This is a genomic window from Roseivirga sp. BDSF3-8, assembly GCF_041449215.1.
Taxonomy (GTDB): domain Bacteria; phylum Bacteroidota; class Bacteroidia; order Cytophagales; family Cyclobacteriaceae; genus JBGNFV01.
The window spans coordinates 938,091-958,184 of the sequence record NZ_JBGNFV010000001.1; the positions used below are offsets into that span (position 1 = coordinate 938,091).

Here is a 20,094-nt window from a genome sequence, read left to right on the forward strand (position 1 = left end):
AAAGGTAAAGATCAGCCATTTCCTGCGCTGCCTGATCCGGCTGCTTCTACGGTGAGGGTGTACTCTTCGGTGGTATTGTTACCTGCATCGACAAAACCGCAGGTGAGGGTACCGCTTGGCATGGCATGTACCACCTTGAGGGTGAACTTGTAACGATCTTCTTCGGCAGGCTTTTGTTCCTGCAGCTCTATGCCATCGGGCAGGTTTATATAGGCTTCCCAGCTACCTTGCGGGGACTTGAGGGGGGCTCTTCCGGATATTACCTGAAACTGCTCTCCTATGCTGGCAGTGATTTTATCTGTTTGGGATATCTGGTAGGTTATCATCAATTACGTTTTTTTAATTCAAATCAATATAAAAAGTAGTTTGGGAAGGGTATTGTTTCGCTCTGCAGCGGGGTGATGGCTGCCATATAGTAGACGTGTGATCAACTATTCTTTGAATTTCCAGCTTTTAAGGCGAATTAACCTTCAAAACAGGAAACCTTATGTGGTCCGGTTGATTTTTATACTAGTCAGCCAGCTATCATAAAAATGAATCAGGAGGCAAGAAATTAATGAGCAAGTACATATGACACGGGCCGCTATCATCTTTATTATAAGCCTGGTAATGGTACTGCCCCTACTCTTGCTTTTCGGGGAGCCCTCTCTCAGCGACCAGTTATACCTTTGTATTCCGTTTTTACTCTTACTGGGAATACCTCACGGGGCCATAGATAATATCCTTTTCATTCGTAATAAACCGATCAGCCCTGCACTCTTTAACGCTGTCTACCTTGTCTTTGTGGGTATTAATATTGCCTTGTGGTTTATTTTTCCGGCTATTGCCTATATGGTCTTTCTTCTGATATCCGCCTATCACTTTGGTCAGTCTCAGTTTTCGCACTATCTGTCTCAGCAGATAGCGAAGCATAAATTACTCTACTTAAGCTGGGGGACATTGCTCATAAGCAGCCTTGTCCTTTTAAACTACTCTGAGGTAATGGGCATTGCCAGTAAGCATGCGGAGTTTTCTTTTCTACGGTCCCTGCACGGCTACCAGTTAATGGTATTTATGTGCCTGATAAGCGGGCTGGGTACTGTGTGTCTAATGGGGAGGCTCTGGCATATTAAGGTATTGTCGCGGGGTGCCTTTTTGAGGGAGTTGCTTCTGCTGGGAGTATTACTGGGTTGCTTTTACCTTACTCCTCTTTTGATAGGGTTTACTTTATACTTTGTGATCCTGCATTCTTTTAAAGTACTCCGTGAGGAATATGTCTTTTTAAAAGCTTCGGGGGAAGTATTCTCAATAAGACAGTTTATTAAGCTTGTGGCACCACTAACGCTGTTTTCCATAGGAGGGATCGGTTTACTATTCGGGCTTATCTACATGGGATGGTTGCCGATATCATACGGGTATTGCCTGCTCATTGCCATATCGTCTATTACGCTGCCTCATGTGTTTGTGATGAACAGGTTTTATGTCCGTTTTTTCAGGAAGAAGAACCAATATAAAGCGGTCTAGTCGGCGTAGGGCTGGTTCACTTTTCCTATAATGGTTATTCTGTCCCTCCATCTGTTTTACGCTGATAAAGCCGATATAAAAAACAAGAGGCTGTAGGAAGACCTCTTTTTCTACCAAACAATATTTTGAAAATTACCTCAATCACTCTGCATAGCGAAGTCGGACGTGACCCGGTTGGACGTGACCCGGTTGGACGTGACCCGGTTGAACGTGACCCGGTTGAACGTGACCCGGTTGGACGTGACCCGGTCGAACGTGACCCGGCCGAACGCGACCCGGCCGAACGCGGCCCGGCCGAACGCGGCCCGGCCGAACGCGGCCCGGTACAACCTCGCGGTAGTTATGAGGAATGCAAAATTATATTTTGAACAAAAAGAAAGAGGTTGCCTTTTGAGACAGCCTCTTTGTTATATGCTATTAATAAAATTAATTCTATAACTCCTGCTGTTCTATGGTATAGCCTTCTGCCTTGCTGAGTGACTGTGCGACTAAGCCGAGCAGTACGCCATATATCACTTTGGAAGATATATCGGCTATGGTGTAGGTGATTTCGCGGGCGACTACGCCGACTTCGTTAAACAAGCCTCCATTTATACCCAACAGATGAGGCATGAGGTAAGCGCCGGGATAGAGCATCCAGGATACCAGGAAGAGGACCCATATAGACCCTAGCAGTTTTTGTGCTTTGTCCGGAATGCCTTCTTTACCCTCTTTTATGACTCTGCGCATGAGTATGAGGATGTGAATAAAGAATACGGTGGATATGGCTCCCCAAATAGCAAAGGCTGTGAGGTTGGTCACTTCGTAATACTGGCCAATGTACCCGGTGACGATCATCATGACGCCGGAAAACCAGAATTGATTACGCACACTGCTAAAATTGCTACGGGTAAGGCTTACGACAAAGAGTATCTGAAAAAGCAGCATGGGTACATCGATGAGCCAGTTGAGGTAGCGGTACCCATTGTTAAACAGGTCACTGCCTTCCGCGAGAAAATACCTTCCTTTTTCTTTATCAAATGCAAAGGCATCTGTCCAGTTTTCGGTCTGTACATAAAGCAGTAAAAAAGCAGAGACCATTACGACTACCGATAGTATGGATGACATACGGTATTTCGGTGCGACATTTTTAATGGTAAGTACGAAGTACAAAAGGCCGGCGAGCATACAGGCGTAGCCAAGGGTAAGTACGTGTGAGGTGAGCTGGTAGGCCATTTCGGAAAAGCCCTGTTCAAGCCCTACGTAATTTTCAAAAGTTGCATTACCAAGTTCATTCATGGCGTGGGTATGGTTAAATATAAATAGCTGCTACAAGCAGGTCAGCTAATCATCAGGCTTATGACCCGGCCAGCAGCGTGACCAAAAATTATTTCACGATATAAATGCGGAAAGTGGCAGATTACCCCTGCGGGGTAATATTATTATTGTATTAAGGTGCACAATAGTGTGATGCAAAGTGTGTAAGGCTAACCCGGAGGAAATAGTAATGTTTAAATTAACTCCCTTGAAAATCAACCAACCGGACAAAGAGGCCATAATATGAATAGCCTGGAGGAGGGGAGGATAGGTTATCCCTTTAATCAAGCGTGGTGCTTTGATGGTGAAACGAGAAGCAATAGCTGTATCCAGGACAGATGCCAGGCTAAGGGTATTGAAGCAGACAGGACGCGCCCCAGTGTTAAAGGAAAAATTGATTAGATTAGGCGATAGGGGCTATCAACGCCGTCACTACTTATTTTATCCCCGGATTTGAAAATGACCGAACTAACCGCATGAAAAAGACCCTTCTGCTAAGCATACTATTTACCTTTGCCTACCTGACTCTTGCCGCTCAATCACAGCCTGCCGGGCTGGATTCAATACAGACTGAGAGACTTGCCAAAACCTGCGAGCTGTGGGGGCATCTTAACTACTTTCACCCTGACCTGGATGATGGATCTATCGACTGGGCTGGTGCATTTACAGATAATATCGGGCTGGTAAAGGATGCCAAGAACAGCCGGGAGTACGGCGAGGCTGTCCAACGGATGCTCAGCCGATTAAATGATCCTGCCACCCTAGTCGTCACCTCAGAAGCCAGAAGATACACGGGTGATTCTGTCAAATACCCGGTAGTTGAATTCGTAGAGGACAGTGTGCTGCTGTTCTCAATAAACGATTACAGTGACCTGGAGGACTATAATTATGTGATGACTCAACTAAAAAGGCTTACGGAAAGCATACCGCTGTCCAAGGGGGTTATTTTTGACATACGAAGTGCGGAAAATCCGGGAATGTTCAAAGGATACGTTCCCTGGTATTTCAATATGATAGAAAATTACTTTTCAAGCGAAGTAATCGAGATACCTGGCTTGCAGGCAAGATTTCATGATGGGTTCGCACCGGAATCAGGGGCTACTTCGGGCGGCTATGAATCGGGCTACTATATAACTAATCAAAAAACCATTACCCCGGCTCCTGAAGCGGTGGACAGGCCTATTGTTTTTATTGTTAACGAACATACGGATATGCCGCGGGTGGTGGCAGGCCTTTATCTGGGTGATAAAGCCCGCATAGTATCGACTTCGCCAATCACAGAGGCGGTATTTGCCGAAACCATAACCTTTGAACTGGATGACTCGCTAACGGTCTCTATCCGCACGAACGAGCTACTGACTGACCGTCCCATTAAAGAGCACGTGCTGTTACCGAAAGGAACCGAAAAGCAGCAGATGGTCGGTAGTGCCCTGTCCCTGATTAACCATACGCCTGAACAGGTAAATGTAGTAGGCGATGCCAAAGAAACTTCAAGGTTTGCTGCCGGTGATAACCAGGTGGAAGAGTCGTCAGGCGATTATCCTGACGAGGGGCACCGGCTGTTGGCGGCCGCTAAAATATGGACGGTTATCCATTACTTTTTTGCCTACCAGGACCTGATGACAAAAGACTGGGACAAGGTACTGAGGGAGTATATACCTCGTTTTGTTAGTGCATCGGATTCGCTGGGGTATCATATGGCTGTGGCGGCAATGTATACAAACATCGAGGACGGGCACGGCTTTGCAGGCAGCAAAACGCTTAATGCTTACCTGGGCCCTGCCGCCCCTCCTATCAAAGTACGGTATATAGAAGGGCAGCCTGTGATTGTGGATTTGCTGCCGGATTCTCTTTATAAGCATACGGAAGTAAACATAGGAGATATCGTGCTGGCGGTGGATGGTGAGGCTATATCAGATCGCTTTGAGCGGTACGCCACTCTAACGGCGTCTTCTAATGATGCGTATCTGCGAGGCAGGGTGGCACATGTGCTGTTGAACGGACAGGATGGTACGGAAGCTTCGCTGGTGATACAAAAGGCAGATGGCCGTACTGCCAGGGTGTCTCTGCGGAGAGATGCTTCTTATAACCGAATGTTGTGGCAATTGGGCAATGGCAGAAACGAGCAGCCTATCATCCGGCTGATCAATAAGGATATCGGGTATGCGGACCTGGACAGGCTGACGAAAGAGATGGTGGACTCCATGTTCGATGTATTGAGGGACACGAAAGCTATCATATTTGATATGAGGGGCTACCCAAAGGGCACGGCGTGGTCTATCGCGCCCTACCTTACGGAAAAGAACGGGGTGTATGCGGCAAGCTTCAGAAGGTATTCGCCTATGAAGATCAGCGTTGGAGGCACCGGGCACCAAACGTTTTTTGACCAGCCCATCCCTCCCTCAAAAGGCGGCCGCTATAAAGGAAAAACGGTCATGCTGATAGACGAGCGTACGATGAGCCAGGCGGAACATACGGGCTTATTTCTGGAAGCGGCTAATGGCACTACCTTCATAGGTAGCCAGACGGCAGGGGCTAACGGGGATGTAACTAAATTCCGGGTCCCTGGCAATATAATCCTTGCATTTACCGGGCATGATGTGCGCCACATAGATGGCCGGCAGCTCCAAAAGATAGGGCTGGTGCCGGATATAGAGGTAAAACCGACTATAGGGGGTATACGGGCAGGTAAAGATGAGGTGCTGCAAAAGGCAATCGATTATGTGCAGGGGGAGATTGGGGAGTAGGAAACAGGAGTAAGGTAAAGCTGCGTGCCTACGGCCCTAAGGATTGCTATTTCTTTATGCGGGCTACCAAGGCGACGTCCCGATGGGACTGGCATAGGATTAGGCGCCAGGGCCATAAGTTTACCCTGCCAACAAATCTATGCCTGATGACTTGCCCCGGGTAATGATCATGCAAATACTGATGATCACTCTCCAGACAAAAGAAAAGCCCGCCGGTGAGGCGGGCCTGTTGCGGGTATAGTCTAAAGGGGATCTTATTCTACCTTTTTGCCGGGTAATTCCTGTCCGCCCTGGTAGAGTACAAGGCTTTGGATCTCTCCGTTCTCTTCTAAAAACTCGATCTCGGCGTTGACGACTTTGGCAAAGAAGCGCTTATCGCTTTTGGGGAATACTTCTATGGCTTGCTGGCCGGTACCCTGTATCATGAGTGACTCACCTTGGGTGAATACAGTGAGTGCAAAGGCGGGGGCCAGTTGATACTTACCTATGTAGCGATCATAGGAAGCGGGGTCTGCTTCCACGACTTCGGGTTCTGCGGGTGCAGGGTCATCGGTGCGGAAAGAGGGGCTTTCCATGCCACCGCGGGGGCGAAAAACAAGCTGGGTGATATTGCCTTTGTTATCACGCTTGAAGATGAAGCGGCCATAGTTATCCCCGGGGCTGTAAAATTCATCTTTTGCTACGGGTATGAGGGCAAACCCGGGCTGTCTTGTGCGCTTGCTAAAGAGGGTGTCGTTGCGGATGCTTACTACTCTGAAGGCTTCATCGGTGACGCGGTAGTTGCCTGTATACTCTTTCAGTTTTTTAGGCTTGATCTTAACGGCTATGGGCTCACCCCCGGTGTTAAGGGCGGTTTCCGCCAGGCTTACTGCGAGGTTTACGGGTGCGTCCCATTCGCGGTTCTGCAATACGGCCACGAGCAGTTCTTTCTCGGGTACACGGATCATCATGGTGCGGAAGCCATTGATGCCGCCGCCATGCTCTATGGAGGTGTATTCTCCCACCTGTCCTACCTGCCAGCCAAATCCGTAGCGGGTGTCGGCACCATTTGCCAAAAGGCTGCCGGTCCAGGCTTCTTTAAGGGACTCGGCAGGCAGGAGATTTCCTTCATAGAGGGCTTTGTCCCAGACGGCGAGGTCATCTACATTGCTTACGAGGGAACCGGCTGCATGGGGCAGTGACATGCTAAGGTATGGAGCGACGATTATATTTTCTCCGTCCTTACCGTAGCCTTCCACCCGGCCGGGAATGATGTCTTTCACGTTTCCATAGTAGCTGTGTTCCATACCAAGAGGGGCAAAAAGCTCCTGCTCTACATATTCCTCATAGCTTTTGCCACTTACAGCTTCAATGATGGCGCCGAGCAGGATGTAACCGCTATTGTTATAGCTCCACTCGGTGCCTGGCTCAAAGTCGAGGGGGAGGGTTTTAAATTTATCGATGAGCTCTGAGAGGCTGAGGTGGTCTGTCATGTAGGTAGGAAAGTCGGACTGACTGGTGTAGCTGGGTATACCGGAGGTGTGGTTTAGCAGTTGCCTTACGGTGACCTTGTCGCCTGTTTCAGCAGGGTAGTCTTTCAGGTAGGTGGTGATCTTTTCGTCAAGTTCCAGCTTACCTTCTTCCCGAAGCTTCAGTATAGAAACGGCTGTAAACTGCTTGGTGATGGAGCCCAGGCGAAAGATGTTTTCGGGCTGCATGGGTACCTGCAGTTCCATATCTGCCATGCCGTAGGCTTTTCGCAGGAGGATGTCATCACCTTGTTTGACAATGACCGTAGCTCCGGGTTCTCCTTCAGGATATGTGTCGGTCATGAGTTTATCCAGCCTTCGGGCCAGGTCACTGTCCTGTGCGGCCAGGGGCAGGCTAGCAAGCAGTAGTAAGTAAAAAAATAATGCTTTTTTCATGATTTGGTTTCTTGTGTTTAGGTAGTTAGATGCGAATAGTTGCTGGTTGGTTTCAATGTCTGAAAAATAAATTAGGGATGAAACGATATGACGGATGAGCGGCAGGGTCAGAAAAGCAGAGGTGTAAAGAGGTGTGGATGACATTTGAAGTATTGCTGCATGGGCTTATATTTTGACCATGAAAAACTACTGGTTAGTAAAATCGGAACCCGAGGAATATGGCTATGATCACCTGAAGCAAGACGGTACGGGCCGCTGGGACGGTGTTCGTAACTATCAGGCGCGCAACTTCATGAAGGAAATGAATAAGGGTGATGAGGTGTTGTTTTACCACAGCGGCCGCCGGCGTGAAATCGTGGGGCTGGCAGAAGTGGTGAAAGAGGCTTACGCTGACCCCGGCGCTGAGGATGAAGGCAAAGGCTGGGTAGCGGTGGACCTTAAAGCGGCAGGCAGGCTGGAGGCTTGTGTATCGCTGGACACCATCAAAGGGGATCCTGCTTTCGAAGAATTTCTACTGGTAAAACAGCCTCGCCTATCTGTGATGCCGGTAGAGAAGGCTCTTTTTGAAAAAATAATAGCTATGAGCAAGGGTTGAGGAATGGAAAGTGGGGGCTTAGTGTGTCTTATTTGTAACTAAGCGGAAAAACAGTATCTTATTTTAATAAGCGGGCAACATAAGGATATGCGTAACAGACAGGTATTTTACTTACTGCTCACGGGCAGCCTGATATTTTTTCTGACCCCGGTGCTGGCGCAGGTACAACAGCCTCAGCGCTTTGAGGTGGAGCTGGACAAGCGGGACAATCCCTTTGATGTGATCAATGCCGGAGAAAGTGGCATTTTCCTGTACCGGTCTACTACTGAGCGGGACCGGGGAGGTTATATATGGGAGTTCCGGATGCTGAACATGGACCTGGACGAGGTATGGCAGAAAAAGCACCTGGTAAAGGATGACCAGCAACTACTGGGCTATCATGCGGAACCTGAGCTTATCCACCTGCTGTACCGCGACGGCTACGGGGCTAAGGATGACTTCGTGATCAATTCATACGATGTGCTCACGGGAGACACGGCGACCTACAGGTTCATTAACCAGGTGGGTATGGAGATCACTCACTTCGAGATATTTTTTGGTAAAATGATCCTTGGCGGTAAGATCAACTTCCGCCCTGTGGTGATGCTCTATGATTTTGAGACGGGCCGTGGTGTGCCGCTACAGGGTCTGTATAATGATCACTCGGAATTACTACAGGTGCAGCCTGATTACAAAAACCGCCGGCTGGTGGTGCTTATGCAGGAGCGGGACCGGAACAAATCTTATACAATATCGGCGAAGTACTATGACCCGCGGGGGGACATGATCTCGGAGGTGAAGTTAAAAAACCGGGCGAAGCATAGCCTGCTGAACGGGATGGCGGGTTTCCTGCAAAACGGGGAAACACTGGTGATGGGTACGTACGGCACGCGGGTATCGGACTACTCCAGGGGGCTTTACCTGGGCCGGGTGGATGAGGGTGAGCAATTATCACTGGATTACTTTAATTACGGGGAGCTGAGCAACTTCTTTGATTATATGAAGGAGAAACGGCAGGAACGGATAAAACGCCGTATCCGCCGCAGAAAGATCAAGGGAAAGAAGCTACGCTTTAATTACCGGGTGAAACTGAATACGGTAATAGAAACGGATGACCAGTTTATCCTGCTGGGGGAAGCCTATTATGTGCGTTATTCGTCTCAGCCTTCGCCACGAAGCACGAGTGCGCTTACGGGTAATCTGCCGGCCAACTGGCGAACGAACACTTTCACTAATATGATGAGCTTCAGTGGTTTTCAATATACCCACGCGGTGATCATGGGCTTTGACAAGGCGGGTAATAAGCTATGGGACAATAGCTTTGAGATAAATGATGTGGAACTGCTGAATCTGGACCAACTGGTGAATGCGACTGTAGACGATAACCGGATCGTACTGCTGTACCTGTATGAAAACGTGATCCGCTCGAAGTTGATAGAGGGAAATGAGGTAGTGGAAGGGAAGTCATTTAATGACCTGCGGCTGAAGTTTGAGGACGATGTGGCTCAAAAGACGGACAGTGAGCTGACGGGGCTGAATCACTGGTTTGATCAGAACTTTTACGCCTACGGGGTGCAGAAGATCAAGAATATGCGTGATGAAGGGGTAAAACTGAACCGGGAGGTATTTTTTATCAACAAGATCCGGTACGAGTAGCCGTTGCCTGCTGCAAGCGGCTGTTATTCGGGTTTCCGGGCTAGGTGTTTTATCACCGCTGAGCTGAGAATTACTTTGATGCCAAACACCTGGATGCGGGCGGAGGCAGCGTGCCTACGGCACTCAGGGTTGCTTTGGCTTTATTGGGCTATAAAGGCGACGTCCCGATGGGACTGGCAGGATGTTTCCTCTGAGCAGTTCGTTACCGTAAGCTCTAATGCTTCCTTTACCGATGCGGGCTTACGGGAACGGTTCAAAAAGTACGTAGTGGTGTATGGATCAGGCTGGGCCCGCAAATGGGTTGGGCCGGCATTTCGGCGTGACGGCATACGGAAGTAGCTGGTATTAGAATTTACTAAAATTGACTGCTTTAAGAAGCATTCTGCTAGTACCTCCCCTGGATAAAAACTCGCTGGAACGATTTTCATCCGGTCCCCGAAAGTCGGACCTCCGAAAGTCGGACCACCGAAAGTCGGGCCTCCGAAAGTCGGACCTCCGAAAGTCGGACCTCCGAAAGTCGGGCCTCTCCTGGGCCCAGGAGGGGAATTATTTGTGCTTATCGCTGCAGAGTGCTATTCTCCTGGTGTTTAACGCCTTGCGCTGACAGCTATGGGTGGTTTACCGGACTTGCAAATGGCTATAGAGGATCTTAGAGGGGGAGGTCTTGCAGCAGGTGGCTGCTGCGGTACTGGAGGTCCTCTACCTGCCTGAGTATGTTATCGAGTATCCGGATGGCATCGATGATGTAATCGCCTTTATTGAGCATGACGCATGCGGCTCTTTGTGAGCGGGCGGCGTCTGTAACTTCGGAACGTTTGGGGAGGCCTTTTTTTGCCATGCCTTCGAGTACTTGTGTTGCCCACACGTCTGGAATGTGTGCGGCGCGGCACATCCACTGTATCTCTTCCTGGTAGCGGGCGAGTTCGACCCACCCTATTTCTACGGCGAGATCGCCGCGGGCTATCATGACTCCGATGGGGTAGGTACGCATAGCGGCCATGAGTATCCAGGGTAGCTGGTGCACTGCTTCTGTGGTCTCTATCTTGAGCATAACGCCTATTTGGGAGGCATTGCGTTTTTTGAGTTCTTCCTGTAGCAGCAGTACATCGTCTTTGCTCTGGACAAAGGACAGGTTTACCACATGGGCGTGTTTGGCGACAAAGTCGAGGTCTTTGAGGTCTTTTTCGGTGAGGCCTTTTGTGTCCAGGTCGCTTTCGGGGAAGTTTATGCCTTTATCGGCCTTCAGGTGCCTTCTTTCATTTTTGGCGTAGGTGATATGAAGTTCCAGTTCATCTTGTCTTTTTGCGGCTACTATGGCTTCTATCTTTCCATCATCAAAAAGTACTTTGTGGCCTTGCTGTACATGCCTGATTACTTCAGGAAGAGAGATGGCTATGTGGGCACACCGTGTGACTTTACCCTGATTGTCGTAAAGGGGAGGCTCACCGGGCTCCTGGCGGGCATGCAGTATGAGCTTATCTCCTTTTTGAAGGTATATGTACTGTTCTTTTTGAGGTACAGGGGCTACGGGGTGCTGGGCGACTATGTCCTTTTGGCCGTTGGTTATACGTTCAAACCGGAGGGTCATGCCTGTTTCGAGGTAGGCATTTTTACTGGTGGTGGCGAGAAAGCCATTGTCCAGCACTTCGGCTACCTGAAGGGTTCGGTTTGAGTCCCGGGCATCTCGAAAACAGATGTGGTCACCAGGTTTGAGGGGAGGCAGTTCCTGTGCTCTTACGGGTATGACGATATCGGCATCTGTCTCTTCGCCTTGTTTATCGAAGATGACGGCAACGGTAAGGGGAAAGTGTGCCTTGCCGTAGATGTCTCTTGTGACTTTGATCTTTATTTGCCGTGGTCCTGGCTTTATTTCACCGGTGCGGATTTTGGGGCCGGCGAGGTCCATAAGTATTTGACAAGGTCTTCCGGTTTCTTTTTCTGCTTTTTTAATGTTCCGGATCATTTTATCCCAGGCTTCCTCATCATCTTTGGCACAGTTTATCCTGGCTACGTTCATTCCTGCCTGCATGAGTGCTTTTACTTCCTGGTAGTCGTGGGCCATAGATGATGAAAAGGTGACCATGATACGTGTATGCCTGTCTTTATCGGCTTGCCCGAGGAGGGCTTCTGTGTTCTGCTTTAGCTTTTCGCTTGCCTGGGACAGGGTGATTGGCTCCTGCCCACGGGGTTTACAGGAGGTATGGAGCAGGGCATGGAGTATTTGCTGGGCGGCGTGTAGATTTTCGAGGGTGTGCAGTTGTGCATTTTTGAGGCTACTGATTCCTGCTGATGATAACTGGTCCTGAATGTCGCGGATGTTGTGATGTCCCAGGGCGAGGTAGTGGAGGAAGTTTCTCAGGCTGACACGTTGCTCCCCGGCGGCGGCTTCTATTTCATTGGTGTATTTTTCTTCCATGCGGAGGGCGGTTTCCACTATTTCTTCGATACGTGTGAGAAGGGTTTTTATCTGCTCTTTATTCATACTTCAGACTAGGTATAAGTGTAAAAAAAGCAGAGGTAAGTATTTGTTTTACAGATGTTAAGGGATTTACTATTTACAGACCACGTGTGAAATTAACCCATAAAAAAAACCTGCCGGAGCAGGTTTTATATATGATTAGCCAGTGATCTTATGATCAGCATGGCCAAGAGCATTCATACTCGCAATGGGTATACACTCCCTGACTACCTGAGTCGCAGGTATGATTTGACTCCCCTCCGGTAATCTTTCTCTGATAATCGGTGGGAAAGCTACTTACTTTGAAATCTGTGATCTTAAGCTTATTCATAGATAAATCATTTAAGGGTTAAAAAAATAAGCTATTAGAAATAGCGATTACTGTACTTGACCTGTGGTAAGGGGGCAAGATCGTAAGGCCTGGGTAACCGGGCAGAAGTCGCAATGCTCGGTGGGGCCTCCTCCTGCTTTTATTTCCTTACGCTTAGAGGTGGTGAAACTCTCTATTTTAAGCACTTTTTGCAGAGTGGTCTTTTTCATATTATTCTAATTGGAGTCAATTAATTCTATATCATTAGCTACCTACCTGGCATCTTAATGCTTCGGTAGGGCAGTTTATCTCCTGGGAATAACAGGCTTCATAATGAGTGTAAACTCCTCCCCTGACGCTGCCGGAAGTAGGAAAGCTACTTACTTTGAAATCGGTAATCTTAAGTTTATTCATCGGTTGGTTTGGTTGGTGGTGAAGGTACAGGTTCCCCGATAAGGGAAACCTGCGTAGTCTTGTTAGATCAGGCTAGCATGCCCGGTAGCAGCTAATTAGTTGTACTGTTGCGGGGCATACACGGTATTCGGATACGTAGCCTCCCTTTACTGTTTCCTTGTCTGAGGTAGTAAAACTGGACACGGTTAGTTCTTCTAAACTTAGCTTTTTCATGAAATTACATTTACTGATTGGATATACTTAGTGGCTTCTATTCGCCACGCAGCTGTTATAACTTACTTTTATCTGCCTTTACTTAGAGTGACAAGCGAGCAGACAGCTTCTTTGAGGCTCTGTGTCATCAGTATCGTCTACTAACAGTTCTGCCCCACCTACCAGCAGGCGGGCCTGGCCTGTAGTGAAGCTTTCTATAGTTAGCTCATTGAGCTTCAGTTTCTTTTCTGACATAGTGTTGAAATTAAAATGTGTCGGATCTTACAGATCGAATTGTAATAAAAAAGGGGCTGTCTTAAAAGTAGCACCGCCTAATTTCATGCCAAACAATATTTTGAGAATCACCTGAAACACTCTGCATAGCGAAGTACAACTTCGCGGAAATGGCAACCACGGGGTGCAACCCCGCGGTAGTTACGAGGAATGTAAAATTATATTTTGAACAAAAAGAAAGAGACTGCCTTTTGAGACAGCCTTCTCTACATGCTTTATGTTACGCGTTTGCTACGCACTCGCGAAGGCAGCTTCTCAGCGCTTCGGTTTCAGGACAGGCTACCTGGTGCTCAGTAGGGCCACCTTCTGCTCCGCCTATTATCTGGCTTTTCACATTGGTGGAGAAACTGGTTACATTAAGGTCTTTTAAATTCAGTTTTTTCATAAGTATAGTTAATTATTGCAGGGGTTGAGGCATGTCCAATAGGCCTCTGTAAAGGCACAATTGTCTATCTTTTCTGAGGTGCCTACCTCTGCTCCAGCTTTTACGCTTGATTTTTCAGCGGTCTGAAAGCTGGATATAGCAAGATCTTCAAGCTTTAACTTCTTCATAACAATTAGATTATGTTGGTAATAGTATATGATAAAAAAAAACAGACTGTGCAGCGTGTCAGCTAAGCAGCTTTGTTTTTTCTATTATAGGTTTATTATTGTGGCCTTTACCCATCTATTTCGGTACGACAGCCCTGAAGGGAGCAACAGTCCCCGGTATAGCTGTCGGTTTCGGCCCCGCCCTTCACGTGTCTCTTACCAGTTGTAGAAAACTGTATACTGATAATTGCTTCAGCTTTAACTTTTTCATAGCATCTGAGATTTTTTATTGAAATCCGGTGACATCACAATCAGGGTCGCGCAACGCCTTGGTAGGCGGACAAGCTACTTTATGTTCGGTCGGCCCCATCTCAGCCCCACCTTTTATCACTCGTTTTTCAGTAGTTGTAAAGCTGTTTACAGTAAGATTTTTTAAGCTTAATTTTTTCATTTGTCTAATATGTTTAATTACCAGTTAATACAAAGGCCTGTCGGCTGGCAGAGCGGATCTCTCAACGCCTGAGTAAAGGGGCAGGCGACTGCATGCTCGGTTGGGCCGCCTTCTGCACCGCCGATTATGCCTGAAGCAAACGAATCAGTTACGAAGCTCTTTACCTCGAGCTCGCTGATCTTTAGTTTTTTCATAGGGTTATTTATTATGATTACATGGAATAAAAGCAGGAAATAGTAAGAAATGCCTAGTGCTGGCAGTCGGGATCGACCAACAGGCCTGTAGGTCCGCAACCGGGGTAGCCGACATCTGTATAATCGGCCTCTTTTCCTCCGCGAAGGTGGCGCATATCAATAGGGAAGCTGGTAATTTTGATACCCGCCAGGTTTAGTTTTTTCATAGGAAAACTTTGTTTTGGAGTTCTTTACAGAGGCAAAAGTACCATCTGAATAAGAACCTGGTTTAAAATGAATATACCAATATTAAAGGCTTTTCACAAAACGAAGTCCTAAAAAAACTTATGGCGCTATGTGTATTAGAAAATCTTTTTTACCTTTGCAAGCCCCGAGACAAAACGCGTATGTGGTGAAATCGGTAGACACGCCATCTTGAGGGGGTGGTGCCTTCGGGCGTGGAGGTTCGAATCCTCTCATACGCACATTAAAGCCTTGCTGAAAAGCAGGGCTTTTTTTATGCCCTTACCTCCCGAAGTAATAGATCATAAGGAAGCAGACGGTAAAGCCCAGGGCTCCGCCTACCCAGACTTCGGCAGGCTTATGGCTCTGTAAGTATAGGCGGGCAGACATGAGGGCTCCGGCGAGAAGGGTAAAGATGATGAGGGGGTAAAGGAGGGTATCGTGTGGGTATATGATCTGCAGGGCAGTGATGAACCCGACGGCGCCGCAAATGGCGGCACTATGTACACTGATCTTCCAAAAGAAGGTGACGATGGCTACTATGACGACGACGGTGGTCATTGCGATCATGCCGGTGTTGAGCAGTGGGTTAACGGTATTTTTGCTTGCAAAAAGCCAGGTGGCAATGATGTAAAAGGCCCCGATAACAAGAAAAGGCAGCCTTCGCTCCTGCCGGTCTGCCATACGGAAGCTATTGATGTAACGGCTGAGCTTCATGCTACTGATGCTGATTATGGGGACGATGAAGGTGGTGATGAACACCGCCAGGGTAAGCTGCCACATGATTTCCCTGGTGAATGGAATGGTGGCGAGGGGGGCAAACAGTAGCACTACCACAAACATGAGGGTGGGCATGATGAGTGGATGGAGGGCTACGGAAAGAATCCAGGCAAGGCGTCTGTACACTATAGCTCCTTTCTTAACCTGGCTACGGGTATGTTCATCTGTTCGCGGTACTTGGCTACGGTACGGCGTGCGATGTTATAGCCTTTGCTTTTGAGTTCTTTTTCGAGCTTATCGTCACTAAGGGGCTTTTTCTTATTCTCATTTTCGATGAGCTCCCTCAGGGTGTTCTTGACCTCACGGCTACTTACATCCTCGCCACTATCGGTGGCAATGCCTTCGCTAAAGAAGTACTTGAGGGGGTAGATGCCGAACTCGGTCTGTACGCTCTTACTGTTAGCCACACGCGACACGGTGGATATGTCCATGTTGATGCGGTTGGCAATGTCTTTAAGGATCATGGGCCGCAGCTTGCTCTCGTCGCCTTCGAGGAAGAAGTCGAACTGGTAGTCTACTATGGCCCTCATGGTATGGAGCAGGGTCTGCTGACGCTGGCGTATGGCATCGATGAACCACTTGGCGGAGTCGAGCTTTTGCTTAACGAAGGAAACGGTCTCCTTGAGCTTCTTATCCTTTTTATTGGACTTATCGTAGGCATCGAGCATGTCGGAGTATGAGCGGCTTATGCGTAGTTCGGGTGCGTTGCGGCTGTTTAGGGACAGTTCGAGCTTGCCGTTGTTATTGGTGAGGATAAAGTCGGGTATGAGGTACTGGGTACGTGCGGCCCCTCCTGCCCCGCCGGGTTTGGGGTTGAGCTTTGTTATGCTGTTAATAGCGTCTTTTAGCTGGTCTTCGTCTATGTCCAGCCGCTTCATTATTTTGTCGTAGTGCTTTTTGGTAAACTCGTCGAAATGGTCTTCGAGTATGCTGATGGCGTTTTGGACGGCGGGTGTCTGGTCGTCTTTACGCTCGAGCTGTAGGAGGAGGCACTCCTGCAAATTGCGGGCGGCAATGCCGGGTGGGTCAAATTTCTGGATCTTCCGCAGGATCTCTTCGACCTCGTCGAGGTCAGTTTCAATGTTTTGGGAAAAGGCGAGGTCATTGATAATGGCCTCGAGGTCACGTCTTATGTATCCGTCGCTCTCGATGCTGCCGAGCAACTGGCGGCCGATGGCTTCGCGGCGGTCGTCCATATGGAGAAAGCCGAGCTGCATGTTGAGCTGGTCGTTGAGGGACTGCATCATGGGGATGGGCATTTCCTTATCGTCTTCTCCGTAGCTGCCATCTCCCTGCATCTTATAGCCACTGAAGTCGTCGTCCCTGAGGTAGTCGTCCACATCCACATCATCGCTGGACTGATCCGCGGAGTCTTCATACTCGCTGTCGGAAGAGAAGTCGTCCTGGGTATCTTCGCCGCCTTCTTCGAGGGCGGGGTTTACTTCGAGTTCTTCTTCGACGCGTGCTTCCAGTTCAGCAGTAGGTATCTGCAGCAGTTTGATAAACTGTATCTGCTGCGGGGATAGTTTCTGTTGTAATGACTGTGTTAAACCTAATTTCTGCATATAGTTCTTATGCTAGTAAACGTGCTCAAGGGACGTCGTGCCAAATTTATTATATTTCTACCATTCCTTTGAGAAAAAGAGCAAATTATCGTTTTTTTGCAGGCATTCCAGCAAATGAAGAGCATTTTTTCTTCATTTGCTGGGGTATTTTACGGTCTTATTCACCCGTATAACGGGTAAAAAAGAAAAGCCTCACTAGTAAAAAAATATTCTCTTATCGTGGCAGAACTGAAACGGACACAAATAAAAGCGGTGCTGGCCTCTGACGAGACGGGCACTGAGGTATTGGTAAAAGGCTGGGTACGCACGAAGCGCGAAAGCAAAAACGTGGCCTTCATTGCGCTTAATGACGGCTCGGTGATCCATAACCTGCAGGTGGTGGCAGACCCTCAGGCCTTGGGCGAAGAGACGATGAGGCTGATCACGACGGGTAGCTGCCTTGCCGTGAGGGGTACGCTGTCGGAGTCGCAGGGTGCGGGCCAGAAGGTGGAGCTGCTGGCCTCTGACATAGAGGTGTATGGAACGGCTGACCCTGAGAAGTATCCCCTACAGCCCAAGAAGCACAGCCTGGAGTTTCTGAGAGAGATCGCTCACCTGCGGGTACGTACGAATACCTTCGGGGCGGTGTACCGGCTGCGCCATGCACTGATCTTTGCGGTGCATAACTTCTTTAATGAGCGGGGGTTCTATAATGTGCACACGCCTATCATTACGGGCTCTGATGCGGAGGGTGCGGGTGAGACGTTCCGGGTGACGACGCTTCCTTTTGATAACCCGCCACGGACGGATGAGGGGGGGATCGACTATAAGAAGGACTTCTTTGAAAAGGAGGCGAACCTGACGGTATCGGGCCAGCTTGAGGGCGAACTTGCGGCGCTGGCGCTGAGCAATATTTATACTTTCGGGCCTACTTTCCGTGCGGAAAACAGTAATACGAGCCGCCACCTGGCGGAGTTCTGGATGATAGAGCCTGAGATGGCGTTCTATGACCTGCAGGATAATATGGACCTGGCGGAGGACTTCCTGAAGTACCTGATCCGGTATGCGCTGGACAACTGCGCGGATGACCTGCTGTTCCTGGACAAGCGTGCGGCGGATGAGGACAAACTGAAGGCTGCGAATGAGCGCAGCGAGATGGGGCTAATGGAGCGCCTGCAGTTTGTACTGGAAAATGAATTTGAAAGACTGCCTTACACGGAGGCGATCGAGATCCTGCGTAACAGCAAGCCGAATAAGAAGAAGAAATTTAACTACGTGATAGAGGGCTGGGGGGCTGACCTGCAGTCTGAGCATGAGCGCTACCTGGTGGAGAAGCACTTTAAGAAGCCGGTGATCCTGTTTAACTACCCTAAGGAGATCAAGGCTTTCTATATGCGCCAGAACGATGATAATAAAACGGTGGCGGCGATGGACATCCTGTTCCCTGGTATAGGTGAGATAGTGGGTGGCAGCCAGCGTGAGGAGCGCCTGGATAAGCTTACTGAGCGAATGGAGGCGATGCATATCCCTGCGGAGGAAATGTGGTGGTATTTGGACACGCGCCGCTTCGGAACGGCACCGCACAGTGGGTTCGGGCTGGGATTCGAGCGCCTGGTGCAGTTTGTGAGCGGTATGGGTAATATCCGGGACGTGATCCCTTTCCCTCGCACGCCTGGTAATGCGGAGTTTTAAAGAGTAACTTGTTATAAGAATTATGGGACTGCCTGTTGGTCTGCCTTTGGCGGATGGACAGGCAGTTTTTTTATGTAAGTGGGTATGAGGGTGATTTTTGGGGGCTTCCGTGCCTGGACGATACGGGGCTGAGACGCCAGCCTGGCGTCTCTACTTGGCTGGCCGCTACTTTTCGAATCTCCTACTCAGGCTTCGGGCTCCGTGGTGTATCATCAGGATAGCTACGGTATTTTCGTCAACTACCCGATATATAATTCAATAATTACCTTCAATAATTTCTCTAACCGCAGGATTATTTATCTCTTCTACTATTTTACCGGCGCGGATCTGAGTCTCTATAATTTGAGTTTTTTGGAAGATTCTATCGACTTGCCGTTGAGCATATCGTTTAGAGTCTCGCGATATATAATCGAAAATATCTTTTAAATCCAACCTGGCCTCTTTCAACCATCTTATTTCGACCATTTTGCTATCTCATCTTTTACTGAAGCGCTTGATTCAGTTTTCTCATCTCGCTCTGAGATCCTTATGCGACCCTCGAGCTTCTCAATAAAGATAAGTCTGTCAATGAGATCATCAATAGAGATTTCATCCTCAGGGAATCTATCTATTTGTTCTTTAAGTTTTTCTTTCGAAATCATACAGCAATTTAATGATTATACGGAAAAGAGGCTAAGTGGGTATAGAGGTTTTTTACATATCCATTTTCGCCTGACAAAGAGGATGAGTCCGAGGGAACCTATTGCTCCATGGACCTGAGGTGGGTCGGAAGAAGGATATTGGTAGGCCTCGGTGCCTGAACGCTACCGGGCTGAGACGCCAGCCTGGCGTCTCTACTTTGGAGGGATGATAAAGTTGATAAGCTCTTTGCACCTGGGGTTGTAGTTCATAGCTAGCTATATGAATAGGCTTGAAAAGAAAAATGAGGCAGTAAAAGAAGCAAGGGACAGGTAATTATTTTGTGTATAGGATAAATTGGGTTAGATTATTGGTAGTTATCTATCAAATATTGACCAAGTATGAAGAAGAAGATCACATTTGAGAACCTGGAAATAACGCACATCTCCAAAAGCGTTTCCAAGATTAAAGGCGGAGTAGCAAGCCCTAGTAGTGACGAATGCTCTGCCTGCGGGCAGCCTCAGCCATGTTTGTGCGGCAGGGTACAGGCCATTCAGTAAACGAGCAAATACTATTTTATCACACGAAGCTACCTGTTCCGGCAGGTAGCTTTTTTATTTATGGCGTCCCTCCTACCCTGTGGATAAAATGCACTTTTGGCTGATGGGGGATTATGCGTAACTTTTGGCTGTATTAGAGAATATTCTTAACAGC

At 48.4% G+C, this 20,094-nt stretch carries 26 protein-coding genes and 1 tRNA gene; 8 read left to right on the forward strand and 19 right to left on the reverse strand.

The window, feature by feature from the left end; genetic code table 11:
• Window positions 1-11: 11 nt before the first annotated feature.
• Window positions 12-326, reverse strand: coding sequence for a hypothetical protein (locus tag AB9P05_RS03725; protein WP_371907466.1), 315 nt, complete (start codon window positions 324-326; stop codon window positions 12-14).
• A 244-nt stretch (window positions 327-570) separates the two neighbouring features.
• Between AB9P05_RS03725 and AB9P05_RS03730 the strand changes: the two genes are divergently transcribed.
• A complete protein-coding gene (locus AB9P05_RS03730) occupies window positions 571-1,503 on the forward strand; it encodes a Brp/Blh family beta-carotene 15,15'-dioxygenase (protein ID WP_371907467.1) in 933 nt (310 codons plus the stop codon).
• A gap of 137 nt (window positions 1,504-1,640) precedes the next feature.
• Here the strand turns inward: AB9P05_RS03730 and AB9P05_RS03735 are convergent, their stop codons facing one another.
• The gene (locus tag AB9P05_RS03735; protein WP_371907468.1) at window positions 1,641-1,832 is read right to left on the reverse strand and encodes a hypothetical protein; all 192 of its coding nucleotides are present in this window, start codon (window positions 1,830-1,832) and stop codon (window positions 1,641-1,643) included.
• 103 nt (window positions 1,833-1,935) lie between these two features.
• Window positions 1,936-2,781: a bacteriorhodopsin gene (locus AB9P05_RS03740; protein WP_371907469.1), complete on the reverse strand. Its 846-nt coding sequence runs from the start codon at window positions 2,779-2,781 to the stop codon at window positions 1,936-1,938.
• Between the two features lie 494 nt (window positions 2,782-3,275).
• On the opposite strand from AB9P05_RS03740, the gene AB9P05_RS03745 reads away from it, so the two are divergent.
• Entirely contained in the window at window positions 3,276-5,546 is a 2,271-nt protein-coding gene (locus AB9P05_RS03745; protein ID WP_371907470.1) for a S41 family peptidase, read from the forward strand.
• A gap of 254 nt (window positions 5,547-5,800) precedes the next feature.
• Here AB9P05_RS03745 and AB9P05_RS03750 read toward each other — a convergent pair whose 3' ends face one another.
• Window positions 5,801-7,450 carry a serine hydrolase gene (locus AB9P05_RS03750; protein WP_371907471.1) on the reverse strand — a complete coding sequence of 550 codons (1,650 nt, stop codon included), beginning with the start codon at window positions 7,448-7,450 and terminating at the stop codon, window positions 5,801-5,803.
• 178 nt (window positions 7,451-7,628) lie between these two features.
• Here AB9P05_RS03750 and AB9P05_RS03755 point away from each other — a divergent pair, with 178 nt between their 5' ends.
• From AB9P05_RS03755 to AB9P05_RS03765, 3 genes are all read left to right on the forward strand, one after another.
• Window positions 7,629-8,045: an EVE domain-containing protein gene (locus AB9P05_RS03755; protein ID WP_371907472.1), complete on the forward strand. Its 417-nt coding sequence runs from the start codon at window positions 7,629-7,631 to the stop codon at window positions 8,043-8,045.
• Window positions 8,046-8,132: 87 nt separating this feature from the next.
• Window positions 8,133-9,680, forward strand: a complete 1,548-nt coding sequence (locus AB9P05_RS03760) for a hypothetical protein (protein WP_371907473.1) — start codon at window positions 8,133-8,135, stop codon at window positions 9,678-9,680.
• A gap of 78 nt (window positions 9,681-9,758) precedes the next feature.
• The gene (locus tag AB9P05_RS03765) at window positions 9,759-10,019 is read left to right on the forward strand and encodes a hypothetical protein (protein WP_371907474.1); all 261 of its coding nucleotides are present in this window, start codon (window positions 9,759-9,761) and stop codon (window positions 10,017-10,019) included.
• Window positions 10,020-10,104: 85 nt separating this feature from the next.
• On the opposite strand, the gene AB9P05_RS03770 is transcribed toward AB9P05_RS03765, so the two are convergent.
• The 11 genes from AB9P05_RS03770 to AB9P05_RS03820 form a co-directional block, all read right to left on the reverse strand.
• Window positions 10,105-10,230, reverse strand: a complete 126-nt coding sequence (locus AB9P05_RS03770) for a pentapeptide repeat-containing protein (RefSeq protein WP_371911332.1) — start codon at window positions 10,228-10,230, stop codon at window positions 10,105-10,107.
• Window positions 10,231-10,329: 99 nt separating this feature from the next.
• Entirely contained in the window at window positions 10,330-12,162 is a 1,833-nt protein-coding gene (locus AB9P05_RS03775) for a pyruvate kinase (protein ID WP_371907475.1), read from the reverse strand.
• Window positions 12,163-12,516: 354 nt separating this feature from the next.
• Window positions 12,517-12,678 carry a hypothetical protein gene (locus AB9P05_RS03780; protein WP_371907476.1) on the reverse strand — a complete coding sequence of 54 codons (162 nt, stop codon included), beginning with the start codon at window positions 12,676-12,678 and terminating at the stop codon, window positions 12,517-12,519.
• Window positions 12,679-12,712: 34 nt separating this feature from the next.
• Window positions 12,713-12,862 (reverse strand): hypothetical protein, encoded by a 150-nt coding sequence (locus AB9P05_RS03785; RefSeq protein WP_371907477.1) that lies wholly within the window; start codon window positions 12,860-12,862, stop codon window positions 12,713-12,715.
• 72 nt (window positions 12,863-12,934) lie between these two features.
• Complete coding sequence (locus tag AB9P05_RS03790; RefSeq protein ID WP_371907478.1) at window positions 12,935-13,075, reverse strand: pinensin family lanthipeptide; 141 nt, start codon at window positions 13,073-13,075, stop codon at window positions 12,935-12,937.
• Between the two features lie 78 nt (window positions 13,076-13,153).
• The gene (locus AB9P05_RS03795; RefSeq protein ID WP_371907479.1) at window positions 13,154-13,309 is read right to left on the reverse strand and encodes a pinensin family lanthipeptide; all 156 of its coding nucleotides are present in this window, start codon (window positions 13,307-13,309) and stop codon (window positions 13,154-13,156) included.
• A 259-nt stretch (window positions 13,310-13,568) separates the two neighbouring features.
• Complete coding sequence (locus tag AB9P05_RS03800) at window positions 13,569-13,733, reverse strand: hypothetical protein (RefSeq protein WP_371907480.1); 165 nt, start codon at window positions 13,731-13,733, stop codon at window positions 13,569-13,571.
• Window positions 13,734-13,741: 8 nt separating this feature from the next.
• Window positions 13,742-13,900 (reverse strand): hypothetical protein, encoded by a 159-nt coding sequence (locus AB9P05_RS03805; protein ID WP_371907481.1) that lies wholly within the window; start codon window positions 13,898-13,900, stop codon window positions 13,742-13,744.
• A gap of 265 nt (window positions 13,901-14,165) precedes the next feature.
• Window positions 14,166-14,330 carry a hypothetical protein gene (locus tag AB9P05_RS03810; RefSeq protein ID WP_371907482.1) on the reverse strand — a complete coding sequence of 55 codons (165 nt, stop codon included), beginning with the start codon at window positions 14,328-14,330 and terminating at the stop codon, window positions 14,166-14,168.
• Window positions 14,331-14,347: 17 nt separating this feature from the next.
• Window positions 14,348-14,524, reverse strand: a complete 177-nt coding sequence (locus AB9P05_RS03815; protein WP_371907483.1) for a pinensin family lanthipeptide — start codon at window positions 14,522-14,524, stop codon at window positions 14,348-14,350.
• 53 nt (window positions 14,525-14,577) lie between these two features.
• Window positions 14,578-14,730 (reverse strand): hypothetical protein, encoded by a 153-nt coding sequence (locus tag AB9P05_RS03820; protein ID WP_371907484.1) that lies wholly within the window; start codon window positions 14,728-14,730, stop codon window positions 14,578-14,580.
• 176 nt (window positions 14,731-14,906) lie between these two features.
• Here AB9P05_RS03820 and AB9P05_RS03825 point away from each other — a divergent pair.
• A tRNA-Leu gene (locus tag AB9P05_RS03825) sits at window positions 14,907-14,988 on the forward strand.
• Between the two features lie 40 nt (window positions 14,989-15,028).
• Here AB9P05_RS03825 and AB9P05_RS03830 read toward each other — a convergent pair.
• Together AB9P05_RS03830 and rpoN are read right to left on the reverse strand one after the other, a co-directional pair.
• A complete protein-coding gene (locus AB9P05_RS03830; protein ID WP_371907485.1) occupies window positions 15,029-15,652 on the reverse strand; it encodes a PA-phosphatase in 624 nt (207 codons plus the stop codon).
• Window positions 15,652-17,091, reverse strand: coding sequence for an RNA polymerase factor sigma-54 (rpoN, locus tag AB9P05_RS03835; RefSeq protein ID WP_371907486.1), 1,440 nt, complete (start codon window positions 17,089-17,091; stop codon window positions 15,652-15,654). The genes AB9P05_RS03830 and rpoN overlap by 1 nt, the downstream gene beginning before the upstream one ends.
• A gap of 219 nt (window positions 17,092-17,310) precedes the next feature.
• Between rpoN and asnS the strand changes: the two genes are divergently transcribed.
• The gene (asnS, locus tag AB9P05_RS03840; RefSeq protein ID WP_371907487.1) at window positions 17,311-18,762 is read left to right on the forward strand and encodes an asparagine--tRNA ligase; all 1,452 of its coding nucleotides are present in this window, start codon (window positions 17,311-17,313) and stop codon (window positions 18,760-18,762) included.
• A 255-nt stretch (window positions 18,763-19,017) separates the two neighbouring features.
• On the opposite strand, the gene AB9P05_RS03845 is transcribed toward asnS, so the two are convergent.
• Both AB9P05_RS03845 and AB9P05_RS03850 read right to left on the reverse strand, forming a co-directional pair.
• Entirely contained in the window at window positions 19,018-19,227 is a 210-nt protein-coding gene (locus AB9P05_RS03845; RefSeq protein ID WP_371907488.1) for a type II toxin-antitoxin system RelE/ParE family toxin, read from the reverse strand.
• Entirely contained in the window at window positions 19,215-19,403 is a 189-nt protein-coding gene (locus tag AB9P05_RS03850) for a hypothetical protein (protein ID WP_371907489.1), read from the reverse strand. The genes AB9P05_RS03845 and AB9P05_RS03850 overlap by 13 nt, the downstream gene beginning before the upstream one ends.
• 378 nt (window positions 19,404-19,781) lie before the next feature.
• Between AB9P05_RS03850 and AB9P05_RS03855 the strand changes: the two genes are divergently transcribed.
• Complete coding sequence (locus tag AB9P05_RS03855; RefSeq protein WP_371907490.1) at window positions 19,782-19,940, forward strand: hypothetical protein; 159 nt, start codon at window positions 19,782-19,784, stop codon at window positions 19,938-19,940.
• Window positions 19,941-20,094: the final 154 nt, after the last annotated feature.